Genomic DNA, 22262 nt, shown 5'->3' with positions numbered 1-22262 from the left:
CCCTCGCTACCGTGCGTCGGCCGCGTCCCTGCGCGGGCCACTGGCGACCCCTGCATGTCCGTTTCCCCTGCGCCCACCCGTCGCCACTGGCTGGCCGTCGGCGCCTTGCTCCTGGTCGTGGCCGCGCTGGGCCAGCTGCGGCGCTCACCCATCCGCCCCGTCGCCGACGAGGAGGCGGGCGGACGCGCCATCCTGCTGGCGCTGGCGCAGACCGCCGAACGCGAGCATCGCCTGCTGGCCCCGGCCGGCAGCAACGCCTACGAGTTCTACCTCAGCGTGCTCGGCCTGGAGCCCGACGACGCGGCCACCCGCGAGGCGTTGCAACGGCTGTTCCCCACGGCCACGAAGGTGGTCGAGCAGACGATCGACCGTGGCGAGCTGGACGAGGCCGAGCGCGAGCTGCGCCTGTTGCGTGACTTCGATGCGGACAACTACCTGCTGGCGCTGCTGGCCGGCAAACTCACCGCGCAGCGCCACCTGGAAGTGCGCCGGCACGAGGCACGCGCGGCGATCCTGCAGGCACGGCTGGCGCGCCGGGCCGTTCAGCCGGCCAGGTAGGCGTCCTTCAGGCGCATGTAGTGTTCGGCCGAGTAATGCAGCTGCTCGACCTGGCTGTCGGTCAGCACGCGCACGCACCGGGCCGGATTGCCCAGCCACAGCTCGCGCTCGCCGACCACCTTGCCCGGCGGGATCACCGCGCCGGCGCCGACGAAACCGTGCTTCTTGACCACCGCGCCGTCGAGCACGGTGGCGTGCATGCCGATCAGGCAGTAGTCCTCCAGCGTGCAGGCATGCACCACCGCGGCATGGCCGATCGTTACGCCCTCGCCGATCAGGCAGGGATAGCCCGGGCCGTAGGGTCCCTCATGGCTGACGTGCACGATGGTGCCGTCCTGGATGTTGGTGCGCGCGCCGACGCGGATGGAGTGCACGTCGCCGCGCAGCACCACGCCGGGCCAGACCGACACGTCGTCACCCAGCACCACGTCCCCGATCACGCTGGCGGCCGGGTCGACATAGACGCGCTGGCCGAGGGTGGGCGCGATGCCCTTGTAGATACGCAGATTGTTCATCCGCGGGATTGTAAGTGAGCACACACTGGCGGTGCCTGCGCGGCTTGAATTCGCCCAGCCCGGTCGCCACGCTGGAACGATCCCAAGGAGTTCTTCATGGACCAAGCCAACCCGCTGCTCGCCGACCAGCCGCTTCCCGCCTTCTCGAAAATCACGCCCGAACACGTCGGACCGGCGGTCGAGGCCATCCTGGCCGACTACCGCGCCGGCATCGACGCGCTGACCGCCGCGGACGCGCCGAAGGACTTCGCCACGGTGATGCTCACCCAGGAGCGGCTGGAGCAGCGCCTGGCGCATGCCTGGGCGCCGGTCGGCCATCTGCACGCGGTGGCCGACAGCGAGGCGCTGCGCGCGGTGTATGGACCGGCCGAGGAAAAACTTACCGAGCATGCCATCGAGCTGGGCCAGAACCGCGCGCTGTATGCCGCCGTGCAGGCGCTGGCTGACGCGCCGACCTTCGCCACCCTGCCACGGCCGGAACGCGCGCTGGTCGAGCACGCGCTGCGCGACTTCAGGCTCTCCGGCGTCGCGCTGGAGGAACCGGCGCGCTCGCGCTACCGCGAGATCGGCGTGGCGCTCTCGCGCCTGTCCACCGAGTTCGCCAACGCCGTGCTGGACGCGACCGAGGCCTGGCATGAGCACGTCACCGACGAACGCGACCTCGAAGGCCTCCCCGAGTCATCGCGCGCGGTGCTGCGTCGCTACGCCGCCGAGCAGGACCTGGAAGGCTTCCTGGTCACGCTCAAGCAGCCCAGCGTGCAGGCGGTGCTCACCTATGCCGACAATCGCGGCCTGCGCGAGCGCGTCTACTGGGCCTACCAGACCCGCGCCTCCGACCAGGGTCCGGACGCGGGCAAGTTCGACAACAGCGCGCGCATCGAAGAGATCATGAAGCTGCGCCACGAGGCGGCGCAGCTGCTCGGCTTCGCCAACGCCGCGGAGGAGTCGCTGGCCACCAAGATGGCCGGCTCGCCGACCGAGGTGCTGGAGTTCCTGCACGATCTGGCCGCGCGCGCCCGACCGGTGGCGCAGCAGGAGCTGGACGAGCTGCGCGCCTGGGCGCAGGCGGAGCTGGGCCTGGACAACCTCGAGCCCTGGGACGTCGCCTATGTCTCGGAGAAACTGCGCCAGCAGCGCTATGCGCTGGACGAGGAGCAACTGAAGCCCTACTTCCCGCTGCCGGCGGTGCTCGACGGCCTGTTCGCGCTCACCGGCAGGCTCTACGGCATCACGCTGAGCCCGCGCGAGGACGTCGACGTGTGGCATCCGGACGTGCGCTACTACGACGTGCGCGACGCCGACGGGCGCGTGTTCGCCGGCGCCTACGTCGATCTCTACGCGCGCAACGGCAAGCGCGGCGGCGCCTGGATGGACGTCTGCCGCGCGCGCTTCGACGATGCCGCCGCGCACCAGCTGCCGATCGCCTTCCTCACCTGCAACTTCGCCCCGCCCACCGAGGGCAGGCCGGCGCTGCTCAAGCACGACGACGTGCTCACCCTCTTCCACGAATTCGGCCACGGCCTCCACCACCTGCTGACCGAGATCGCGCTGCCTTCGATCGGCGGCATCGACGGCGTGGAGTGGGACGCGGTGGAACTGCCCAGCCAGTTCATGGAGAACTTCGGCTGGAACCGCGAGGCGCTGGACCTGTTCGCGCGCCACTGGCAGACCGGCGAGCCGTTGCCCGACGAGCTTTACCAGCGCATGCTCGCCGCGCGGCACTACCATGCCGGCCTGTTCCTGGTGCGCCAGCTCGAGTTCGCGCTGTTCGATTTCCTCATGCACCTGGAATACGACCCGGCCCGCGGCGCCCGCACGATGGAAGTGCTCGAGCAGGTGCGCCACCAGGTCGCGGTGCTGCACCCGCCGGCCTGGCAGCGTTTCCCGCATGCGTTCACGCACATCTTCTCCGGCGGCTACGCGGCCGGCTACTACAGCTACCTGTGGGCCGAGCTGCTCAGCGCCGATGCCTTCGGTGCCTTCGAGGAACTGACCGAGCACGGCGGCAGCGTGATCGACCAGGCCACCGGCGAGCGCTTCCGCCGGGAGATCCTCGCCGTCGGCGCGAGCCGTCCCGCACTGGAAAGCTTCATCGCCTTCCGCGGCCGCAAACCCGAGCCGGAGGCGCTGCTGCGCAGTCACGGGCTGGCCTGACAGGCAAATCCTGCGGGAGCAACGCGGTTCCTGCCGGCGGCGCCGGCGCTGTTCATCCGCTGTCGATGCCACCCCGGCGACGCTAGGGGTCGGTTCGGTCGATGGAAACCGACATGGGTTTTCTTGGATGGATGGCGGCCTGCGGCGCCCTGCTGATGGTCATGTCGCTGGCGGCCGGATGGATCCGGCCGTTGCCGCTGACGCAGTTCGCGTTGTACCTGGTGGTCGGCGTCGCGATCGGGCCGTGGGGCCTGTACCTGCTCGACGTCAACTTCCTGGCCGACGCGCGCTGGCTGGAGCGGCTGACCGAGGTGGCACTGATCATCTCGCTGTTCGTCGGCGGCCTGAAGCTGCGCATGCCCTGGCGCGCGCGGCCGTGGCGGGTGGCGTGGCGGCTGGCGTTCCCGGCGATGGCGTTGTCGATCGCCGGCACCGCACTGGCGGCGCACCTGCTCCTTTCTCTGGACTGGCCGCTGGCGCTGCTGCTGGCGGCCATGCTGGCGCCGACCGACCCGGTGCTGGCCAGCACCATCGCGGTGGACAACGCGGCCGACCACGACGGCCTGCGCGTGGCGCTGTCCGGCGAGGCGGGGATGAACGACGGCAGCGCGATGCCGTTCCTGCTGCTGGCGCTTGCCTGGCTGCATGGCGGGCTCTCATGGGGCGCCATCGGCGAGTGGGCGCTGGTCAAGCTCGTGTGGGGCGTGGGCGCCGGACTCGCGCTCGGCTTCGGGCTCGGCTGGCTGGTCGGCCGGCTGGGCACGCAGTTGATGCGGATCGGCCGCGACCCGGGACCGGGCGCGTTGCTCATCACCGGCCTGGTCGCGGTGACCTACGCGGTCGCCGAGGGCATCGGCGCCCTCGGCTACCTGGCGGCGTTCGCCGCGGGCGTGGGCATGCGCGTGGTCGAGGTCGGCGTGATGCGCGAGCACCCGCATCCGCGCCTGCCTCGCGAGCACGACATCACCCGCACGCCGCCGGCCGAATTCGTGGTGCGCCCGGTCCTGGACGGCGGCGTCGACCGCGACCAGCCGGTGGAGATCGTCGGTCACCTGGTGGCCGAGGCGCTGACCTTCGGCAACGTCATGGAGCACCTGCTCGGGCCGCTGCTGGTGTTGCTGCTGGGCATCGCGCTGGCGCGCCACTGGGAACCGCAGGCGCTGCTGCTGGCGGGTGTGCTCTTTCTGGTGGTGCGCCCGCTCGCCACCTGGATCACCACCATCGGCATGCAGCTGCACTGGCGCCGGCGGTTGTTGCTCGGCTGGCTCGGCATCCGCGGCATCGGTGGTCTGAACTACCTGGCCTTTGCATTGCTGCACGGGCTGGACGGCGAGCCGGCGCGGCTGGTCGCCGGCGTGGCGGTCACCACCATCACCCTGAGCGTGGTGGTGCACGGCTTCAGTGCGCAGCCGCTGCTGAGCTGGCGCCGCCGGCGCATGGCGCGCCAGCAGCGCAAGGCGGCCGCGCGCCGATAGCCGCGCACGGCGCATCGCCTACAATGCGCCGATGAAGATCGCCTCCTGGAACGTGAACTCGCTGAAGGTGCGCCTGCCGCAGCTGACCCAGTGGATGGCCGAGGCGCAACCGGACATCGTGGCGCTGCAGGAAACCAAGCTGGAGGACGCGAAGTTCCCGGTCGACGAGCTGGCCGCGGCCGGCTACCGCGCGGTGTTCTCCGGGCAGAAGACCTACAACGGCGTGGCGATCCTGGCGCGCGGGCATGCGCCTACCGACGTGGTCACCGACATTCCCGGGCTGGAGGATCCGCAGCGGCGCATCCTCGCCGCCACCGTCGGCGACCTGCGCGTGGTCGACCTGTACGTGGTCAACGGCAAGGCGGTGGGCGATCCGAAGTACGACTACAAGCTGGACTGGCTGGCCAGGGTGCGCGAATTTCTGGCGCGCGAGCACGAGCGCCATCCCAACCTGGTGGTGCTGGGCGACTTCAACATCGCGCCGGACGACCGCGACGTGCACGACCCGGTCGCCTGGCGCGACTCGGTGCTGTGTTCGGTGCCCGAGCGCGCGGCGCTCAGCGCGATCACCGGCCTGGGCCTGCACGACAGCTTCCGCCTGTTCGAACAGGACGCCGGCCACCACAGCTGGTGGGATTACCGGCAGGCCGCCTTCCGCCGCAACCTGGGCTTGCGCATCGATCTGATCCTGCTCGGCGAGGCGCTCAAGGGCACCGCGCGCGCGGCCGCGATCGACCGCGTGCCGCGCCAGTGGGAACGGCCGTCCGATCACACCCCGGTGACGCTCGATCTGGATATCTGAGGAATGATGAACAGCACTCCGCCTGACGAATGGCCCAGCTCCCTCACCGACGAGGAACTGGACGAGCTTGACCGCTATCTGCGCGGCCACGCGGACGAAGGCCGCCTGTTGCTCGACGGCGTCCACGGCATGCTTTCGGCGATCGCCGTCGGCCCGCTGGAGGTGCTGCCCGACGAGTGGCTGCCCGAGGTGCTGCACGATCCGTTCGCCGACGAGGCCGAAGGCAACCGCGTGCTGGAGCTGCTGGCCAAGTTGAACGACTCGATCCGCGTCGAACTGGACGTCGAGGCGTACGAGCCGATCCTGGGCGAAGTCGATACCGACACCGGCCCGGCGCTCTCGGCGGCCGGCTGGTGCGAAGGCTTCAGCCGTGGCATCGACCTGCGTGCCGCGTTGTGGGAGAAGCGCCTGGCCGAGGACCCGCAGTTGATGGAGATGCTCGGTCCGGTGATGGCGCTGGCGGTGGACGAGGGCATCCTCTCGGCCGAGGCCGAGTTCGAGAAACTCACCGACGAGGAATACGACGAGTGCCTGGCGCAGGTCGCGCCGGTGCTCGGCGCGGTCGACCACTACTGGCATGAGCACCCGGCTACCGAAGCGGAGCTGGCCGCGCTCGTCCGCACGCCCCCGCCACCGGGCGAGGAAGCGCCGCCGCCACCGCGCCAGCGCAGCGGGCACTGGGTGCACTGAGCACACCGTTCGCGCGGAGCCGCTCTTTGCAGGGCGCCACAAGGAAGGGTGAGGGATGGCCGCGCGCACGGCGCTGTACGAACCGATCAACACACTCAAGCCCATCGCGCCGGGGCTGTGGATCGTCGACGGCCCGATCGTGCGCATGGCCGCGCCGCTCGGCATGAGCGCGCCGTTCCCGACCCGCATGACGGTAGTGCGCCTGCCCGACGGCGGGCTGTGGTGCCACTCGCCGATCGCGCCGGACACGGCCTTGTTCGAGGCTGTCGACGCGCTCGGCCCGGTGCGTCACCTGGTCTCGCCGAACAAGATCCATTACACGTACATCGCCGCCTGGAAGCAGCGTTACCCGCAGGCCGTCGCCTGGGCGTCGCCGGGCGTGCGCGAGCGTGCCGCCAGCCAGTGCATCGAGGCGCCCTTCGACGCCGACCTGGAGGACGCCGCGCCGCCAGCCTGGGCCGGCACGCTCGACCAGCTGCGGTTCAAGGGCAGCCGGGCCATCGAGGAAGTGGTGTTCCTGCACCGGCCGAGCGCCACGCTGGTCCTGGCCGACCTGATCGAGAACTTCGAAGCCGACCGTCTCGACACGCCGATGCGCTGGCTCGCGCGCTTCGGCGGCGTGCTCGCGCCCGAAGGCAGCATGCCGCTGGACATGCGCCTGACCTACCTGGGCCACAAGGCCGAGGCGCGCGCCTGCCTCGAACGCATGCTCGCCTGGCAGCCGCAGCGGATCGTCCTGGCGCACGGCCAGTGCTTCATGGATCACGGCGAAGCCGAACTGCGCCGCGCCTTCGCCTGGCTGGGTCCCTTGTAGGAGCGCCCTTGGGCGCGACCGCCATGCACCGGTCGCACCCAAGGGCGCTCTCCTACAGAAAGCTTTCGGCGAACAATCCGTTCACGCCGCCGCGCTTGGCCCGGTCGGCGACCGGCCCCATGCTCATGGACATCCTTAAGCCGGAGGCGTTTTCCATGAGCCAACGCACCATCACCCGCCGCGTGCGCGGCATCGACACCAACGACGGCGCCGGGGTGAAGCTCAAGCGCATCATCGGCCAGCCCGACCTGGACATGCTCGACCCGTTCCTGCTGCTGGACGAGTTCCGCTCCGACCAGGCCGGCGACTACATCGCCGGCTTCCCCGAACACCCGCACCGCGGCTTCGAGACAGTCACCTACATGCTGGCCGGGCACATGCGCCACGGCGACAACCACGGCAACCAGGGCGACCTCGGCCCCGGCAGCGTGCAGTGGATGACCGCCGGGCGCGGCATCCTGCATTCGGAGATGCCGCAGCAGGAAAACGGCCTGATGTGGGGCTTCCAGCTGTGGGTGAACCTGCCGGCCGCGGACAAGATGACCGCGCCGCGCTACCAGGACATCGCGCCGGAGCGCATCCCGCAGATGGAACCCTCGCCGGGCGTGCAGGCGCGGGTGATCGCCGGACGGTTGGGCGCCGCGATTGGTCCGGTGCAGGGCGTTGCCACAGAGCCGCTGTACCTGGACATCACGCTGGCCGCCGGCGCGCGCTTCGAACTGGACCTGCCGGCGGAACACCACGCCTTCGCCTACGTGTTCGAAGGTGAGGCCGCCGAGGTCGGTGGCGAACCGCTTCCGCGCGGCGAGCTGGCGGTGCTGTCCGGGGGCGACCGCCTGACTCTGGGCGCCGGCGCGAGCGCCGCGCGGCTGCTGGTGGTGGCTGGCCGGCCGCTCAACGAGGCCGTCGCGCGCTACGGTCCGTTCGTGATGAACACGCCTGCGCAGATCCACGAGGCGATCGCCGACTTCCGCGCCGGGCGGTTCTGACGTCCACCGCCGCCGCAGGGTGGGCTTCGGCCCCCCGCAGGCGAGTCGATCGGCGGCGCGGCTAGCGCGGCAGTCCCTGTCGCGCGAGGCCGTCGAGCGCCCGTGCCACGGTCGCCTCGATGCTGCCGTTGGCGTCGACCTGCAGTGCCGGCTCGTCGCGTTCCGGCTCCTCCAGCGTCGCCAGCTGGCTACCCAGCAACCTCGGCGGCATGAAGTGCTCGCGCCCGCGCATGCGGCGGGCCAGTTCGTCGTGGTCGACCTGCAGGTAAACGAAAAACACCGCCGGACCGGCCTGCCGCAGGCGCTCGCGGTACGCCCGCCTGAGCGCCGAACAGGCGACCACGGCGCTGCGCCCGGCCGCCAGCTCCTGCTGCATCCACGCAGCGATCGCGTCCAGCCAGGGCGCGCGGTCGACGTCCTCCAGCGGCACGCCCGTGCTCATCTTGGCGATGTTGGCGGACGGGTGCAGGTCGTCGCCGTCCAGGAACGCGTAGCCCAGCGCCTCGGCGAGTCGTCGGGCGATGGTGCTCTTGCCCGAGCCGGACACCCCCATCACCACCAGCATCACCGGGTCGCTCATCGGCACCGGGCGGCGGGAAGCGGGCGAAGTGTGCGTGCAGTCACGTCGTGGCACTCAAGGCAGGGAGCGGGTGGCCGATGTGCTTGGCAACGGAGTTAAAAAGCCATTAATCCTGCCTGGCACGGGTCGCCCTAGCATCGGACCCCTGCCAAGTCGTCTGCAACCCACCGGCCATCCGCCATGATCGCGCTCCTGGTCTCCATCGCCCTTCTCTGCCTGGTTTCGGCCGTGCTGCGCCGCGTGCCGCCCGGGCACGTGCAGGTCGTCCACCGCCGCGGCCAGTCGCGCCTGCTCGAGCCGGGCCTGCACCTGCTGTGGCCGGGGCTGGACCGCGCCGGGCACCGGATCGACCTGACCGGCCAGATCCTGCAGTTCCAGGACGCGCTGGGCGACGCGCGCGGCGTCCGCGGCCGGGTCTACTGGCAGGTGCTGGAGCCCGAGCGGGTCGATCCGGTGATCGAGCAGGCGGCGCAACTGATCCGCAACAGCGCGCTGGAAGCCCTGCACCGCGAACCGGCGCCCGAACCGGACCAGCGCGCCCTCAGCAGCCGACTCAAGCGCGTGTTGAACGGCGTGCTGCGCGAGCGCGGCCTGATGGTCACCCGGGTGGAGCTGGAGCTGGCCTGAGGGCGCTGGCTTCGCCGCGCCCACCCGCGGATACTGGGCGGTCCTGCCAGCCCTCGGACCGTCCATGAGCTCCCGCCCCGTCCTGCATCACCAGCTCGAACAGGGCCTGGCCGCGATGGGCCTGGCGCTGCCACCCGGCGCGGTCGAGCGCCTGCTCGACTACCAGGCGCTGCTCGCGCGCTGGAACGGCACCTACAACCTCACCGCCGTGCGCGACCCCGCCGAAATGGTCACCCGCCACCTGCTCGACTCGCTGGCGATCCTGCCCTACGTGGAAGGCGCCAGCCTGGCCGACCTCGGCACCGGCCCGGGTCTGCCCGGCATCCCGCTGGCGATCGCGGCGCCCGGGCGCGAGGTGTTGCTGGTCGATTCCAACGGCAAGAAGGTGCGTTTCCTGCGCGAGGCGATCCGCGCGTTGAAGCTCGACGGCGTGCGCGCGGTGCAGTCGCGGGTGGAGGAGGTCGAGGGCCGGTTCGACTGCGTCACCGCCCGCGCCTTCGCCAGCCTGGCCGACATGCTCGCCTGGGGCGGCCACCTGCTCGCCCCGGCGGGCCGCTGGCTGGCCATGAAGGGCAAGCCGTCGGCCAGCGAGATCGCCGCCCTGCCGCCCGGCTTCGCCGTCCAGGCCGTCCATGCGCTGGACGTGCCCAGGCTGGGCGCCGAGCGCAGCCTGGTCGTCATCGGCCGCGCGGGCCCGGGTGAATCCGGCCCTGCCGCGCCCTGCTAATCTACCTGTCCTTTGTTGCACGACCGGATGACCATGGCCCGCATCATCGCTGTCGCCAACCAGAAAGGCGGCGTCGGCAAGACCACCACGGCGGTCAACCTCGCGGCGGCGCTCGCGGCCGCCAAGCGCAAGGTGCTGCTGGTCGACCTGGACCCGCAGGGCAACGCCACCATGGCCTCGGGCGTGGACAAGCGCGAGGCCAAGCCCAACGGCTGCGAGGTGCTGCTGGACGAAGCGCCGATCGAGCGCGCCATCGTCGCCACCGAGGCGCATTACGACCTGCTGCCCGGCAACGGCGACCTGACCGCCGCCGAGCTCAAGCTGATGGACGCGATCGCCCGCGAGAGCCGGCTCAAGGAACAGCTGGCGAAGATTTCGGACAGGTACCAGACGATCCTGATCGACTGCCCGCCCTCGCTGCACCTGCTCACGCTCAACGCGCTGGCGGCCGCCGACGGCGTGCTGGTCCCGGTGCAGTGCGAATACTTCGCGCTGGAAGGGCTCTCCAGCCTGCTCGACACGGTCAAGGCGGTGCGCCAGCGGCTGAATCCCAAGCTGGAGATCGAGGGCCTGCTGCGCACCATGTACGACGTGCGCAACAACCTGGGCAACGAAGTCTCGGCGCAGCTAACCCAGCACTTCGGCGACAAGGTGCTGCGCTCGATCATCCCGCGCAACGTGCGACTGGCCGAGGCGCCCAGCCATGGCCAGCCGATCCACTTGTACGACCGCAGTTCGCGCGGCGCGATCGCCTACATCGGCCTGGCCGGCGAGATCATCCGCCGCGAACGCGGCGCGCAGGCGGCCGTGGCCGCACTCAACGACATGCACGATACCGGCGCGACGCTCGACGCGGCCGCCGACATCCACCAGGAGTAACCATGGCCGCCGCGAAGAAACGGGGACTCGGCCGCGGGCTGGACGCGCTGCTCGGCGGCGACGGCGCCGGCGCCGCATCGTCGCTGGAGCAGGAAGGCGAGCTGCGCAGCCTGCCGATCCAGCAGATCCAGCCGGGCAAGTACCAGCCGCGCCGGCACTGGAACGAGGAGGCGCTGGACGAACTGGCCGCCTCGATCAAGGCGCAGGGCCTGATCCAGCCGGTGGTGGTGCGCGCCATCGGCAGCAACAGCTACGAGCTGATCGCCGGTGAACGGCGCTGGCGTGCCGCCCAGCGCGCGCAGATGAGCGACATCCCGGCGCTGGTCAAGACGGTCGACGAGGCCGCCGTGCCGGCGATGGCGCTGATCGAGAACATCCAGCGCCAGGACCTCACGCCGCTGGAAGAAGCCGACGCGCTCAAGCGCCTGATCGACGACTTCGACCTCACCCACCAGCAGGCCGCCGACGCGGTCGGCCGCTCGCGTGCGGCGGTGTCGAACCTGCTGCGCCTGATCGACCTGCCCGCGCCGATCAAGAAGCTGCTCGACGAGGGCAAGCTGGAGATGGGCCACGCCCGCTGCCTGCTCACCCTGGACGAAGGCATCGCCGTACCGCTGGCGCGCCAGGCCTCGACCCTGGGCTGGAGCGTGCGCGAACTGGAAGACGCCGCGCGCCGCGCGCAGGCCGCGCCCAAGGGCAAGGCCAAAGCTGGCGGCTCGCGCGATCCCAATGTCGACGCGCTCGAGCGCGAGCTGGGCGAACGCTTCGGCGCGCGCGTGGAGCTGGCCCAGGGCCGCGGCGGCCGCGGCAAGCTGGTCATCCACTACCACAGCAACGACGAGCTGGACGGCATCCTCGGCAAGCTGCGCTGATCGGCCTTTCCTGTAGGAGCGCCCTTGGGCGCGCCGCCATGCATCACGGTCGCGCCCAAGGGCGCTCCTACAGGGATCTCAACCTGCGCCGTCGGCGCGCATCGGCGATAATCGCCGCCCATATCGTTCCTCCGGACTGGCCCCATGCCCGATCTTTCCGTCGTCGTGCCCGTGTTCAACGAGCGCGACAACATCCCGCCGCTGCTCGCGGAAATCGCCGCCGCCCTGCGCGGCAAGGCCGACTTCGAGATCGTCTACGTGGACGACGATTCCACCGACGACAGCCGCGCGGTGCTGGCCGCGCAGAAGGCTGCGTATCCGGAGCTGCGCGTGCTGCACCACGTCACCCGCAGCGGCCAGAGCACCGCGGTGGCCAATGGCGTGCGCGCCGCACGCGGCAGCTGGATCGCCACCCTGGACGGCGACGGCCAGAACGATCCGGCGGACATCCCGCGCCTGCTCGAGGCGCGCCGGGATGCGCCGCCCGAAGTGAAGCTGTTCGCCGGCTGGCGCACCACGCGTCGCGACAGCTTCAACAAGCGCATCTCCTCGAAGATCGCCAACGCGGTGCGCTCGCGCATGCTCAAGGACGCCACGCCCGACACCGGCTGCGGCCTGAAGCTGTTCGAGCGCGAGACCTTCCTGCGCCTGCCCTACTTCGACCACATGCATCGCTACCTGCCGGCGCTGGTGCGCCGCGCCGGTTTCGAGAGCCGCAGCGTCCCGGTCGGTCATCGCCCGCGCACCGCGGGTACGTCCAAGTACGGCATGCTCGATCGCCTGTGGGTCGGCCTGGCCGATCTGCGCGGCGTCGCCTGGCTGATGCGCCGGGCCAAGATCACCCGGGTCGAGGAGCTCTAGGTCGCGGTCGCGGGATGGGCCTCGGCCCAGCGCCTCGGCCGCCACCGCAGCCGCAGGCTGACCCTCCCTCTGCGCCCGACGGGCCTTTCACCCGGCGGGCGTAAGCTTGGCCCGGGTTTCCTCAAGGGGGACGCCATGAGTCTGGCCGTCAAACGGGTCTACGAGCCGCCTTCGCCGAAGGACGGCTACCGCGTGCTGGTCGATCGCCTGTGGCCGCGTGGCCTGAAGAAGGAAAACGCCGCGCTCGACCTGTGGATGAAGGACGTCGGCCCCTCGCGCGAGCTGCGCCAGTGGTTCGGCCACGAGCCGACGCGCTGGGAGGGCTTCCGTCACCGCTATGCCGGCGAACTCGACGCCGCGCCGGAGAACTGGCAGGCGCTGGCCGAGAAGGCCCGCCGCGCGCGCGTGACCCTGCTGTTCGGCGCGCGCGACGAGGATCACAACAACGCCGTGGCGCTGAAGGCCTACCTGGAAAACTACCTGGCCGCGCACGGCCCGCATTGACCGTCGAGGCTAGCTCCGGCGCTGCGCATCGAATCGCTCCAGCGCCTCGCGCGTGCGCGTCCGCCCCAGTTCGATCAGCTCGCTGGCCCGGTAAAACTCATAGGTAGCCGCGGCATCGCGCGGGATCTCGATCAGCAGGTCGGGTTCGTACGCGGCCAGGCGCAGCCGCGAGAGGTTCGACTGCATCAGGTCCATCGACTGGTTCAGCAGCGCCAGCGCGCCGGGCTCGTGCACGCGCGCGGGCTTGTCCTCGCCGTGCGAGAACAGGCGGCGGAGCCAGCCCGGCTCGGGGCCGGGCTCGGCCTCGGCATCCCGCTCGGGGGCGACCAGCGCGCCGGACGGGCCGTCCAGACTGATCGCGAACACGATCTCGGCGCGCTCGCGGATCAGCGGCGTCACCGGCACCGGGTTGAGCAGGGCGCCGTCGACCAGCCGACGGCCCTCGATGGTGTGCGGGCGGAAAATCGTGGGAATGGCGATCGAGGCGCGGATGGCGTCGAACAGCTGGCCGCGGGTGAGCCAGACCTCGCGCTCGCGGTCGATGTCGGTGGCCACCGCGGTGTAGGCCAGCGGCAGGTCCTCGATGCGCGCGTCGCCGATCAGTTCGCGCAAGGTCTCGATGATCCTCTCGCCCTTGATCAGCCCGCCGCGGAAAGTCCAGTCGACCAGCCGCAGCACGTCGAAGCGCGCCAGCTTGCAGACCCAGTCGCGATAGACGTCGAGCTTGCCCATGGCATAGATGCCGCCGATCAGCGCGCCCATCGAACTGCCGGCGATGGCGCCGATCGTGTAGCCCTGCCGTTCGATTTCCTCGATCACGCCGATGTGCGCAAGGCCCTTGGCGCCCCCGGCGCCCAGCGCCAGGGCGACGGTCGGTTGGCGCGGCGCATCTGCGGGCGCGGGCTGGCTCATGCGGTAGCCTGTGAAGAGCGAGTCCTCACGATACGTTAGCGTGGGGCTGTGGTGAAGTCTGCGTCCGGGCGTCCAGCGGCCACGACCGTTATGATGTTCCGTCGGCGTCCGCGCCATTGACCAGGCAGCCCAAAAGGAACCATGCCAGCCGATACCCGCCCGAACGTCCCGCGCCGCACGCCCGACCCGGGCAGCCACCCACCCCGCTGGGGATCGCGCGCATGAGTTGGCAGGCCTGGGCCACGGTGGCGATCATCGTCGGCGCGATGGCGCTGTTCGCCAGCGAGAAGGTGCGGATCGACCTGGTCGCGCTGCTGGCGCTGGCAGCGCTGGTGGTGCTGCACATCGTCACGCCCGAGGAGGCGCTGTCCGGCTTCAGCAACGAGGCAACGGTGACGGTGGCGGCGATGTTCGCGCTGAGCCTGGGCATCGAGCGCTCCGGCGCGCTGGAACCGCTGACGCGCCTGCTGATGCGCATCCGCAAGCCGTGGCTGCTGACCCTGGCGATGATGCTGGCGATCGCGCCGCTGGGTGCGTTCGTGAAGAATATCGCGCTGGTCGCCACTTTCCTGCCGCTGGCGCTGCGCGTGTGCCAGCGCACCGGTACCTCCCCGGCGCGCGTGCTGATGCCGATGGCCTATGCCGCGCAGATGGGTGGCGTGTGCACGCTGATCGGCACTTCCTCCAACCTGCTCACCGACAGCCTGGCGCAGAAGCACGGCCTGCCGCCGTTCGGCGTGTTCGAGTTCACCAAGCTCGGCGCGCTGCTCGCGGTGGCCGGCATGGCCTACCTGATGCTGATCGGCCGCAGGTTGCTGCCCAAGCACATCGACGCGGCGCTGCCGGAAGGCGGCGAGGTCGGCAAGTACGTGACCGAGCTGATCGTGGGCGAGGATTCGCTGCTGCTGGGCACGCGTATCGCCGACGCGCAGCTGGGCGACAAGTACGGTGTCTACCCGCTGGAGCTGCTGCGCGGCGAGCGGCGCATGTGGTCGCCACGCGAGCAGCAACTGGCCGCGGGCGACGTGCTGCTGGTGCGTGGCGACTGGGAGAAGATCGAGGAGTTCCAGCGCCGCGCGCGGCTGCGCAACGCGCCGGAGCAGCACTACGAACGCGACGGCGACCGCCCGCGGGTGCTGGCCGAGCTGATGGTCGCGCCGGGGAGCCCGGCCGAGGGGCGGCGCCTGGCCGAACTGGGCCTGGACTGGCGTTACCGCGCCACCGTGCTGGCCGTGCACCGCCGCGGCCAGGTGCTGCGCGACAAGCTGAGCAATACCGACCTGGCGGTCGGCGACGTGCTGCTGGCGCTGGTCGACGAGGGCGGCATGCCCAAGCTGCGCACCGACGATGCGTTCATCGTGCTCAGCGAACGTGACGACGCGCGCGGCAGCATGCGCAAGGCGTGGATCGCCGCGGCCATCATGGTTTCGGTAGTGGTCGCCTCGGGCATGCACTGGCTGCCGATCCCGATCGCCGCTTTGTGCGGCGCCACCGCGATGGCGCTGACCGGCTGCTTCGGCCGCAAGGACATCTACGAGGGGATGGACTGGAAGATCATCATCCTGCTCGGCGCGATCCTGCCGCTGGGCCTGGCGATCGAGAAGACCGGCCTGTCCACCGTGGTGGTGCAGGGCGCGATGGGGCTGGTCGGCAGCCACGGCCCGCTGGCCGCGCTGCTGATGGTGTATCTGCTGACCGCGCTGCTCACCGAGCTGATGGGGCACAACCCGTCGGTGGTGCTGATGGTCAGCATCGCGGTCACCGTGGCGCACGCGGCGCACGCCGACCCGCGGCCGTTCGTGGTGGCGGTGGCCTTTGCCGCGGCGACGTCGTTCGCCACGCCGGTGGGCTATCCGACCAATACGATGGTGTATTACGCCGGCGGCTACCGCTTCACCGATTTCATGAAGGTGGGCATTCCACTGATTGCGTTGTTCTGCACGCTCTCGATGTGGTTGATCCCGCAGTTCTGGCCGTTTCATCCCTGACGGGCGGGGAATGGGGAATAGGGAATAGGGAATCGTTTAAAGGCGGTTCCGTGCCAACCGGGACGCGATCGCCACGGGCGTCCGACCTGCGCTTTCGTAGGAGCGCCCTTGGGCGCGACCGCCATGCCGCATCGGAGCCCCGCGGTCGCGTCCAAGGGCGCTCCTACATGGTGCTTGCCGTTTCGCCGGGAAGGCGGCTGCGCACAACCGAATGGCCTCTTGGTGTCACCCCGGCTCTTGAAGCGTAAGGCCACACGTTGCAGCGCGCAGGCTCTTGCTCCTAACGATTCCCGATTCCCGATTCCCGATTTCCGTAGGCCCCCAGCGCCATGTGCAGCAGGCTCTTCATCTCTTCGCGCAGCGGCAGCGGCGCCACCACTTCGGCATCCGGGCCGTACTTGAGCACGTCCATCAGCAGTTCGCGCGACTTGGAGTAGGGCACCTTCAGCTCGTAGCGGCCGTCCGGCAGCCACTCGCCCTTCTGCTGCGAGTGCCAGTGTTCGTCGGCGACCCAGCGGGCCGCGTGCGCGGAAAAGCGGATCGTGGCCCAGGCCTTGGGCTTGCCGGCGAAGATGCCATAGCTGGAGGCGAGCAGTTCGTTGAGATCGGTCTCGGGTACGTCGATCGCCGGCTCGTCCAGCGCGTGCGCGTCGCGGATGCGGTCCACGGCGAAGCTGCGCAGCGCCTCGCGGTCATGGTCCCACACGTCCAGGTACCAGTTGTCGCGGTAGTGGGTCAGCCGCTGCGGCGACACCGTGCGCTTGCTGTCCGAGTCGGTGGTGCGGGCGCGGTAGGAGAAGCGCAGGCGGCTGCGTTCGAGCACCGCGCCGGCGGTGACGCGGAACACCTGCTGGTCGAGCTTGCGTTCGCCCCAGGGGATCACGCGGATGCGCTCGATCGGCAGCGCCTTCTCCTTCTCCTGCCCGGTCAGCAGGCGCTCGATGCGCGCCTTGAACGGCGCCAGCGCGCCGGCCAGCACGCCCGGGCCGGAGCGCCCGATCAGTTCGTTGAGCGCCAGCAGCGCGGCCAGCTCGTCGGAGGTCAGCCACAGCCCCGGCAGCTCGAAGCGCTCGCCCTCGCCCACTTCGTAGCGGAACGCGGCCTGGTCAGTGCCGGCGCTCTCGATCGGCGCCCCCAGACCGTCGCGCAGGAAGGCGATGTCGCGGTAGAGCGTGGCCCGTGAGCACTCCAGCTCGTCCATCAGTCGCGCCAGCGGTACCGGGTAATGTGCCGATTTGAGAACCCGGTGCAGGGTCAGAATGCGTTCGTAGCGATCCATGGCATACCGCAGGGATGGGAGCTTTGTGTAGCATGGGTACGGCCCGCGGCGGCCGCAAGTCCGTCGCACGGCCCGGCACGAGAGTCGGGTCGCGGTTTTCCCCCAGCCGCCGAGCCTTCGATGTGATGCATCCATCCAGCGACATGCAGGCCTGTGTCTCCGCCCCGGCGCGCGAGCATCCGCTGCCGCCGGCCTATCCGGCGTCGCTGCTGCGCACGCTGGCGCTGTCCGGCTACGGACTGTGGATGTTGCTGGGCCTGGCGCTGGCGCTCGGCATCTACCGTGGCGGTCGCAGCGAGGCCTTGCTGCCATTGGCGCTGGGCGCGGCCTTCGTCAGCGCCGGCCTGGTGGTCGCCTGCCTGCACCTGCAGGGGCTGTCCGAGTGGCACGGCTGGTTCCCGGCGCGGCGCAGCCGGCCCACCCGCGAAGCGCTGCTGGCGCTGGCGGCCTACCTGCCGATGCTGGCGGTGGCCGGCCTGGTCCGCGGCGACAACGCGTTCTGGGCAACCCGCCTGGCGGGCGCGGCGCTGGCGCTGTGCAGCGCGGCCAGCCTGGTCTACACGGTGCACAACTACCGGCGACGGCTGTCGGCCGGCGTGGCGCGCTGTTCGGCGCAGCTGCCGGTGAGCCGGGTGGTGGCGTCCCTGTACACGGGCGGGTTGTGGCTGTGGCTGTGCCTGGCCGCGCAGGACGGCGCCGTGCATGCAGCCGGCACCCGCCCGTGGATCATGGTGTTGCTGGTGTTCGCCCTGCTGCTGGGCCTGATCGAGGGCTTGCGCTGGCAGGCGCTCAGCCCGCCGGAAGGGCGCTCGCCGCCGCCGCGCATGCGCGGGCGCACGGCGCGCTTCGTCGCGGCCCTGTTCACCTACGCGGTGCCGAGCCTGGCCTTGCTGGTGGTGGACCTGTCCGACGCGGGCGTGGCGCTGGTGGCGCTGGCGGCAACCAGTTGCCTGCTGGGCCGTACCATCGAACAACGTGCCTACGAGGCGGCGCTGGCGCGGCTGAGCCGCGCGGACCACGCGCCCGTCCGGGGCCTGTAAGCGGCGCGCGTGTTCACTGCTAGTTCAATCCGCCGCATTAAGGTGGCGGCCTCTCCGTTTTGACCCCCATTGACTGGATCGCCCGATGAACAAGACCCTGATCGTTGCCGCGTGCCTGTTCGCCTTCGCCGGCGTGGCCCAGGCGCAAGACACCGATACCGCCACCGACAACGGCGGCTGGACCGGCTCGGGTGAGTTCGGTTTTGCCTCGGCGCGCGGCAATTCGCGCACCGAGAACGTCAATGCCAAGCTCGGCCTGAACCAGGAAAACGAATACTGGAAGAACAACTTCTTCCTCAATGGCATGCGTTCGAAGGGCGAAGTCACCGTGCAGGACGCCCAGACCGGCCAGACGGTCGACCGCTTCAGCACCACCGCTAACCGCTACGACGCCGGCGCCTCGGTCGGCTACAAGCTCGACCCGCGCAGCTACATCGTCGGCGCGGGCCGTTACGAGCACGACGACTTCGGCGCCAACCTGTGGCAGGGCATCGTCTCGCTGGGCTACGGCTACATTGCGCTGAAGAACGAGCGCACGGAGCTCTCCTTCGAAATCGGCCCCGGTTACAAGCGCTACCGCCCGGCCAACACCACGGTGCTGGTCGATGGCCAGACGGTCGAGGTGCGCCAGCCCACCGAGAGCGAGGTGGTCGGCCGCGGCCTGATCAACTTCAAGTACCGCCTCACCGACAACACCGCCTTCGAGGACACGCTGCTGGTCGAAGCGGGCTCGAAGAACAAGTACTACCAGAACGACGCGGGTCTGTCGGTCAGCATGACCAAGAAGCTCGCGCTCAAGCTCGGCTTCCAGGTGCGCTACAACTCCGACACGCAGCCGGGCACGCAGAGCACCGACACGCTGACCACGACCAACCTGGTCTACAACTTCTGAGAAAACCGGGGCTCGAGATTCGCGGTGATCTGCTCCCTCTCCCCTCCGGGGAGAGGGTTGGGGTGAGGGGCCACTCTTGCGAAGGGCCAGCAACAGCACGTGGCTCCGAACTCGCACTCCCGCGAGCCCCGGCCCCTCATCCCGGCCTTCTCCCCGCAGCGGAGAAGGAGCAAAGCATCAGCCCAGTATCTCGCTCGCACCTTGCGCCAGTAAGGCGTCGGCCACGGCGCGGCCGAGCGCTTCGGCCTGTTCCATCGGACCGCTCGCCTCCGCCCGCACCAGGCGACCGCTGGCGGCATCGCCCACCAGCCCGCGCAGGTGCAGGCTGCGCTCGCCCAGCACGCACCAGGCCGCCACCGGCACGGTGCAGCTGCCGCCGAGCGCGTGGTTCATCGCACGCTCGGCGCTGACCGTCACGCGCGTGTCGGCATCGTCCAGCGCAGCGAGCAGTGCCAGCACGGCCGGCTGGTCCGCGCGCGCCTCGATCGCGATGGCCGCCTGTCCCGGCGCGGGCAGCCAGGCCGGCGCCGCCAGCCGCTGGCGGATGCGCGCGGCCAGGCCCAGTCGCTCCAGGCCCGCGCAGGCAAGCACGATCGCGTCGTAGTCGCCGGCGTCGAGCTTGGCCAGGCGCGTGTTGACGTTGCCGCGCAGGTCCAGCAGCGCGAGGTCCGGTCGCGCCGCGCGCAATTGCGCCTGGCGCCGCAGCGAAGACGTGCCGACGCGGGCCCCTTGCGGCAGCGCATCCAGCGTGGCGTGGTCGTTGCTGACGAAGGCATCGGCCGCGTCCGCGCGCGGCAGCATGGCCGGCAGCACGAAGCCCGGCTCCAGCTCGGCCGGCACGTCCTTGAGCGAGTGCACCGCGAGGTCTGCGCGGCCTTCCAGCATCGCCACCTCCAGCTCCTTCAGGAACAGGCCCTTGCCGCCGATGGTGGCGAGCGGGCGGTCGGCGATCTCGTCGCCGCGGGTGGTCATCGGCACCAGCTCGACGGCCAGGCCCGGATGCACCGCGCGCAGGCGCGCGGCGACGTGTTCGGCCTGCCACAGCGCGAGCGCGCTCTTGCGGGTGGCGATGCGCAGGATGGTAGGGGGCATGGGGACTCCGGCGATGACGCTTGAGTGGCTATTGTCGCCGCATTCGCCCCGATCGCGCGTGCGGCGTGGCGCCCCAGGGCCTTACCCCGTGCGCAGCAGCTTGCGTACCGCCGGCAGGTTGCGCCGGCTCACCTCGGGGCTGAACTCGGTGCCGGCCAGCCGGGCCAGCACGCGGCCGTCGGCCAGGGCCTTCAGGCCCAGCAGGCGCGGCGCCGGCACCAGGCAGTTGCGGTGCAGGCGCACCAGCTGGGTCGGGTAGGCCTCCTCGAGCTGGCGCAGCGATTCCTCGATCAGCAGCTCGCCACCGGCGTGGCGCACCACCACGTATTTCTCTTCGGCGAGCAGGCAGACCACCTCGGTCAGCGCGATGCGGACCTGCTCGCCGCGCAGCCGGCCGCGTAGGTAGCCGACCGGTTCGGGCGGCGCGGCGGCCAGGCGCTGGCGCGCGCGCTGCAGGGCCTCGCGCAGCCGCTCCAGCCGCACCGGCTTGAGCAGGTAGTCGACAGCGCCCAGCTCGAACGCGGTCAGCGCGTGATTCTCGTAGGCAGTGCAGAACACCACCTGCGGACGCGCCTGCCCGGCCAGCCGCGCGGCGAGCGCCGCGCCGTCCAGGCCAGGCATGTTGATGTCCAGCAGCAGCAGGTCCGGCTGCGTCTGTCCGATCGCCGCGAGCGCCGCTTCGCCGTCGGCCACGGCGCCGGCCACCACCACGTCGTCGCATTCGCCCAGCAGGGCGGCCAGGCGCGCGCGCGCCAGCGGTTCGTCGTCGACGATCAGCACGCGCATCAGTTCGGCTCCGCCGGCGGAGGGTCGAGCGGCAGCCGCAGGCGCACCAGGAAACGGTCCTCGTGCGGCCCGGCCTCGACTGCCGCGCGCGCGCCGTAGCGATAGGCCACCCGCTGGCGCACGTTGGTCAGCCCGTGGCCGTGGCCTGGCGTGGTCGGCGCAACGGGCAGCGGGTTGCTGACCTCGATCAGCAGGATGTCCCGGTCCAGCACGCCGCGCAGGAGGATCTGGCCGCCTTCGCGGCGCGGCTGGATGCCATGGCGCACGGCGTTCTCCACCAGCGGCTGCAGCAGCAGGCGTGGCAGCGGGTAGTCCATCGGCAGGCAGCCGAACTCACGGCGCACGCGCAGGCGTTCGCCCAGGCGCAACTGCTCGATGGCCAGGTAGCGTTCGACCAGGGCCAGCTCCTCCCCCAGCGTGCCATCGCGGCTGCCCGACTGGCCGAGCGCCGCGCGGAACAGCTCGCACAGGTCCTCGATGGTGCGCTCGGCGGCCGCCGGGTCGACCCGAACCAGTGCGGCCACGGTGTTCATGCTGTTGAACAGGAAGTGCGGGCGGATGCGCGCCTGCAGCGCATCGACCTGCGCGTGTGCCACCGCGGCCAGGCGTGCCTGCCACTGCGCCAGCACGTAGAAGTAGCGCAGCATCGCCGCACCCAGCAGCGCGGCGATCAGCAGGTTGTCGCGCACGAACGCGGACGGCGCGGTCCGGACCAGGTTCAGCTGCAGGGCGACGTCCATCCAGCGGGCCACCGCGCTGGCCAGTGCCACCACCAGCTCGATCAGCAGCCACACGCCGGCGTAGGGCATCCAGCCACCCAACCGCTGCAGCCAGGGCCGCGCGTAGCAGAGCGCCAGCGCGATCAGCATCGACAGCCAGGTCACGAACAGCATGCCGATGCTGTAGCCGCGCCAGCCGCGCGTGTTGTCCGGCGCCAGCCACATCAGCGTGACGGTGAGCGCGCCCACCGCAAACAGCGCGGCGACCGCCGGCAGGCGGCAGAAGTCCGGCAACGGGTTGGGTGCACGGGCTGGGCGGGGATCGCTCATGCGCATCAGTATGCCGCAGGGGTTCGCACGCTGGCCCCGGTCCTACCCACGCTTACGGGGGAAGGTGCCGAAGGGCGGATGGGGGAGGTCTTGCGAAAGGCCACCCGGGCATCGCGCCCAAGAGCGCCCCCATCCGCCTGTCGGCACCTTCCCCCGCGTTCGCGGGGGAAGGCTTGG

Annotated in this window: 23 protein-coding genes; 16 read left to right on the top strand and 7 right to left on the bottom strand. The window is 70.6% G+C overall.

The window, feature by feature from the left end; translation table 11 throughout:
- Positions 1–54: 54 nt before the first annotated feature.
- On the top strand, positions 55–558 hold the full coding sequence (locus ACFWZU_RS08490) for an energy transducer TonB (RefSeq protein WP_439701073.1): 504 nt from the start codon (positions 55–57) through the stop codon (positions 556–558).
- Here ACFWZU_RS08490 and ACFWZU_RS08485 read toward each other — a convergent pair.
- Entirely contained in the window at positions 543–1073 is a 531-nt protein-coding gene (locus ACFWZU_RS08485; protein WP_439701072.1) for a gamma carbonic anhydrase family protein, read from the bottom strand. The genes ACFWZU_RS08490 and ACFWZU_RS08485 overlap by 16 nt on opposite strands.
- A gap of 96 nt (positions 1074–1169) precedes the next feature.
- Between ACFWZU_RS08485 and ACFWZU_RS08480 the strand changes: the two genes are divergently transcribed.
- The 6 genes from ACFWZU_RS08480 (at position 1170) to ACFWZU_RS08455 (ending at position 7997) form a co-directional block, all read left to right on the top strand.
- Positions 1170–3227, top strand: a complete 2058-nt coding sequence (locus tag ACFWZU_RS08480) for a M3 family metallopeptidase (RefSeq protein WP_439701071.1) — start codon at positions 1170–1172, stop codon at positions 3225–3227.
- A gap of 113 nt (positions 3228–3340) precedes the next feature.
- Positions 3341–4702 (top strand): cation:proton antiporter, encoded by a 1362-nt coding sequence (locus tag ACFWZU_RS08475; RefSeq protein ID WP_439701070.1) that lies wholly within the window; start codon positions 3341–3343, stop codon positions 4700–4702.
- A gap of 31 nt (positions 4703–4733) precedes the next feature.
- On the top strand, positions 4734–5504 hold the full coding sequence (xth, locus tag ACFWZU_RS08470; RefSeq protein WP_439701069.1) for an exodeoxyribonuclease III: 771 nt from the start codon (positions 4734–4736) through the stop codon (positions 5502–5504).
- Between the two features lie 3 nt (positions 5505–5507).
- Positions 5508–6194 (top strand): YecA family protein, encoded by a 687-nt coding sequence (locus tag ACFWZU_RS08465; RefSeq protein ID WP_439701068.1) that lies wholly within the window; start codon positions 5508–5510, stop codon positions 6192–6194.
- A 55-nt stretch (positions 6195–6249) separates the two neighbouring features.
- Entirely contained in the window at positions 6250–7008 is a 759-nt protein-coding gene (locus tag ACFWZU_RS08460) for a DUF4336 domain-containing protein (RefSeq protein ID WP_439701067.1), read from the top strand.
- Positions 7009–7163: 155 nt separating this feature from the next.
- Positions 7164–7997: a pirin family protein gene (locus tag ACFWZU_RS08455; RefSeq protein ID WP_439701066.1), complete on the top strand. Its 834-nt coding sequence runs from the start codon at positions 7164–7166 to the stop codon at positions 7995–7997.
- 61 nt (positions 7998–8058) lie between these two features.
- Here ACFWZU_RS08455 and ACFWZU_RS08450 read toward each other — a convergent pair whose 3' ends face one another.
- Positions 8059–8577, bottom strand: a complete 519-nt coding sequence (locus ACFWZU_RS08450; RefSeq protein ID WP_439701065.1) for a gluconokinase — start codon at positions 8575–8577, stop codon at positions 8059–8061.
- A gap of 180 nt (positions 8578–8757) precedes the next feature.
- Here ACFWZU_RS08450 and ACFWZU_RS08445 point away from each other — a divergent pair, with 180 nt between their 5' ends.
- The 6 genes from ACFWZU_RS08445 (at position 8758) to ACFWZU_RS08420 (ending at position 13047) form a co-directional block, all read left to right on the top strand.
- Positions 8758–9204, top strand: coding sequence for an SPFH domain-containing protein (locus tag ACFWZU_RS08445; protein WP_439701064.1), 447 nt, complete (start codon positions 8758–8760; stop codon positions 9202–9204).
- Between the two features lie 64 nt (positions 9205–9268).
- Positions 9269–9931 carry a 16S rRNA (guanine(527)-N(7))-methyltransferase RsmG gene (gene rsmG / locus ACFWZU_RS08440; RefSeq protein WP_439701063.1) on the top strand — a complete coding sequence of 221 codons (663 nt, stop codon included), beginning with the start codon at positions 9269–9271 and terminating at the stop codon, positions 9929–9931.
- Positions 9932–9964: 33 nt separating this feature from the next.
- Positions 9965–10810, top strand: coding sequence for a ParA family protein (locus ACFWZU_RS08435; protein WP_439701062.1), 846 nt, complete (start codon positions 9965–9967; stop codon positions 10808–10810).
- Positions 10811–10812: 2 nt separating this feature from the next.
- On the top strand, positions 10813–11682 hold the full coding sequence (locus tag ACFWZU_RS08430) for a ParB/RepB/Spo0J family partition protein (RefSeq protein WP_439701061.1): 870 nt from the start codon (positions 10813–10815) through the stop codon (positions 11680–11682).
- Between the two features lie 144 nt (positions 11683–11826).
- Positions 11827–12543 (top strand): glycosyltransferase family 2 protein, encoded by a 717-nt coding sequence (locus ACFWZU_RS08425; protein WP_439701060.1) that lies wholly within the window; start codon positions 11827–11829, stop codon positions 12541–12543.
- 135 nt (positions 12544–12678) lie between these two features.
- Positions 12679–13047 (top strand): DUF488 domain-containing protein, encoded by a 369-nt coding sequence (locus ACFWZU_RS08420; protein ID WP_439701059.1) that lies wholly within the window; start codon positions 12679–12681, stop codon positions 13045–13047.
- 9 nt (positions 13048–13056) lie between these two features.
- Here ACFWZU_RS08420 and ACFWZU_RS08415 read toward each other — a convergent pair whose 3' ends face one another.
- Positions 13057–13959 carry a patatin-like phospholipase family protein gene (locus tag ACFWZU_RS08415; protein ID WP_439701057.1) on the bottom strand — a complete coding sequence of 301 codons (903 nt, stop codon included), beginning with the start codon at positions 13957–13959 and terminating at the stop codon, positions 13057–13059.
- A 221-nt stretch (positions 13960–14180) separates the two neighbouring features.
- Here ACFWZU_RS08415 and ACFWZU_RS08410 point away from each other — a divergent pair, with 221 nt between their 5' ends.
- The gene (locus ACFWZU_RS08410) at positions 14181–15947 is read left to right on the top strand and encodes an SLC13 family permease (RefSeq protein ID WP_439701055.1); all 1767 of its coding nucleotides are present in this window, start codon (positions 14181–14183) and stop codon (positions 15945–15947) included.
- 280 nt (positions 15948–16227) lie between these two features.
- On the opposite strand, the gene ACFWZU_RS08405 is transcribed toward ACFWZU_RS08410, so the two are convergent.
- Positions 16228–17226, bottom strand: coding sequence for a helix-turn-helix transcriptional regulator (locus ACFWZU_RS08405; RefSeq protein ID WP_439701053.1), 999 nt, complete (start codon positions 17224–17226; stop codon positions 16228–16230).
- Between the two features lie 122 nt (positions 17227–17348).
- Between ACFWZU_RS08405 and ACFWZU_RS08400 the strand changes: the two genes are divergently transcribed.
- Both ACFWZU_RS08400 and ACFWZU_RS08395 read left to right on the top strand, forming a co-directional pair.
- Positions 17349–18266 carry a hypothetical protein gene (locus ACFWZU_RS08400; RefSeq protein ID WP_439701051.1) on the top strand — a complete coding sequence of 306 codons (918 nt, stop codon included), beginning with the start codon at positions 17349–17351 and terminating at the stop codon, positions 18264–18266.
- An 85-nt stretch (positions 18267–18351) separates the two neighbouring features.
- Positions 18352–19158 carry a DUF481 domain-containing protein gene (locus tag ACFWZU_RS08395; protein ID WP_439701049.1) on the top strand — a complete coding sequence of 269 codons (807 nt, stop codon included), beginning with the start codon at positions 18352–18354 and terminating at the stop codon, positions 19156–19158.
- A 177-nt stretch (positions 19159–19335) separates the two neighbouring features.
- On the opposite strand, the gene hemC is transcribed toward ACFWZU_RS08395, so the two are convergent.
- The 3 genes from hemC to ACFWZU_RS08380 form a co-directional block, all read right to left on the bottom strand.
- A complete protein-coding gene (gene hemC, locus ACFWZU_RS08390; RefSeq protein WP_439701047.1) occupies positions 19336–20250 on the bottom strand; it encodes a hydroxymethylbilane synthase in 915 nt (304 codons plus the stop codon).
- An 81-nt stretch (positions 20251–20331) separates the two neighbouring features.
- On the bottom strand, positions 20332–21036 hold the full coding sequence (locus ACFWZU_RS08385; protein WP_439701045.1) for a LytR/AlgR family response regulator transcription factor: 705 nt from the start codon (positions 21034–21036) through the stop codon (positions 20332–20334).
- The gene (locus ACFWZU_RS08380) at positions 21036–22085 is read right to left on the bottom strand and encodes a sensor histidine kinase (protein WP_439701043.1); all 1050 of its coding nucleotides are present in this window, start codon (positions 22083–22085) and stop codon (positions 21036–21038) included. The genes ACFWZU_RS08385 and ACFWZU_RS08380 overlap by 1 nt, the downstream gene beginning before the upstream one ends.
- Positions 22086–22262: the final 177 nt, after the last annotated feature.

The organism is Frateuria sp. GZRR33, from assembly GCF_051900425.1.
Lineage (GTDB): Bacteria > Pseudomonadota > Gammaproteobacteria > Xanthomonadales > Rhodanobacteraceae > Frateuria_A.
This window is presented reverse-complemented; position numbering and strand designations above follow the sequence as displayed.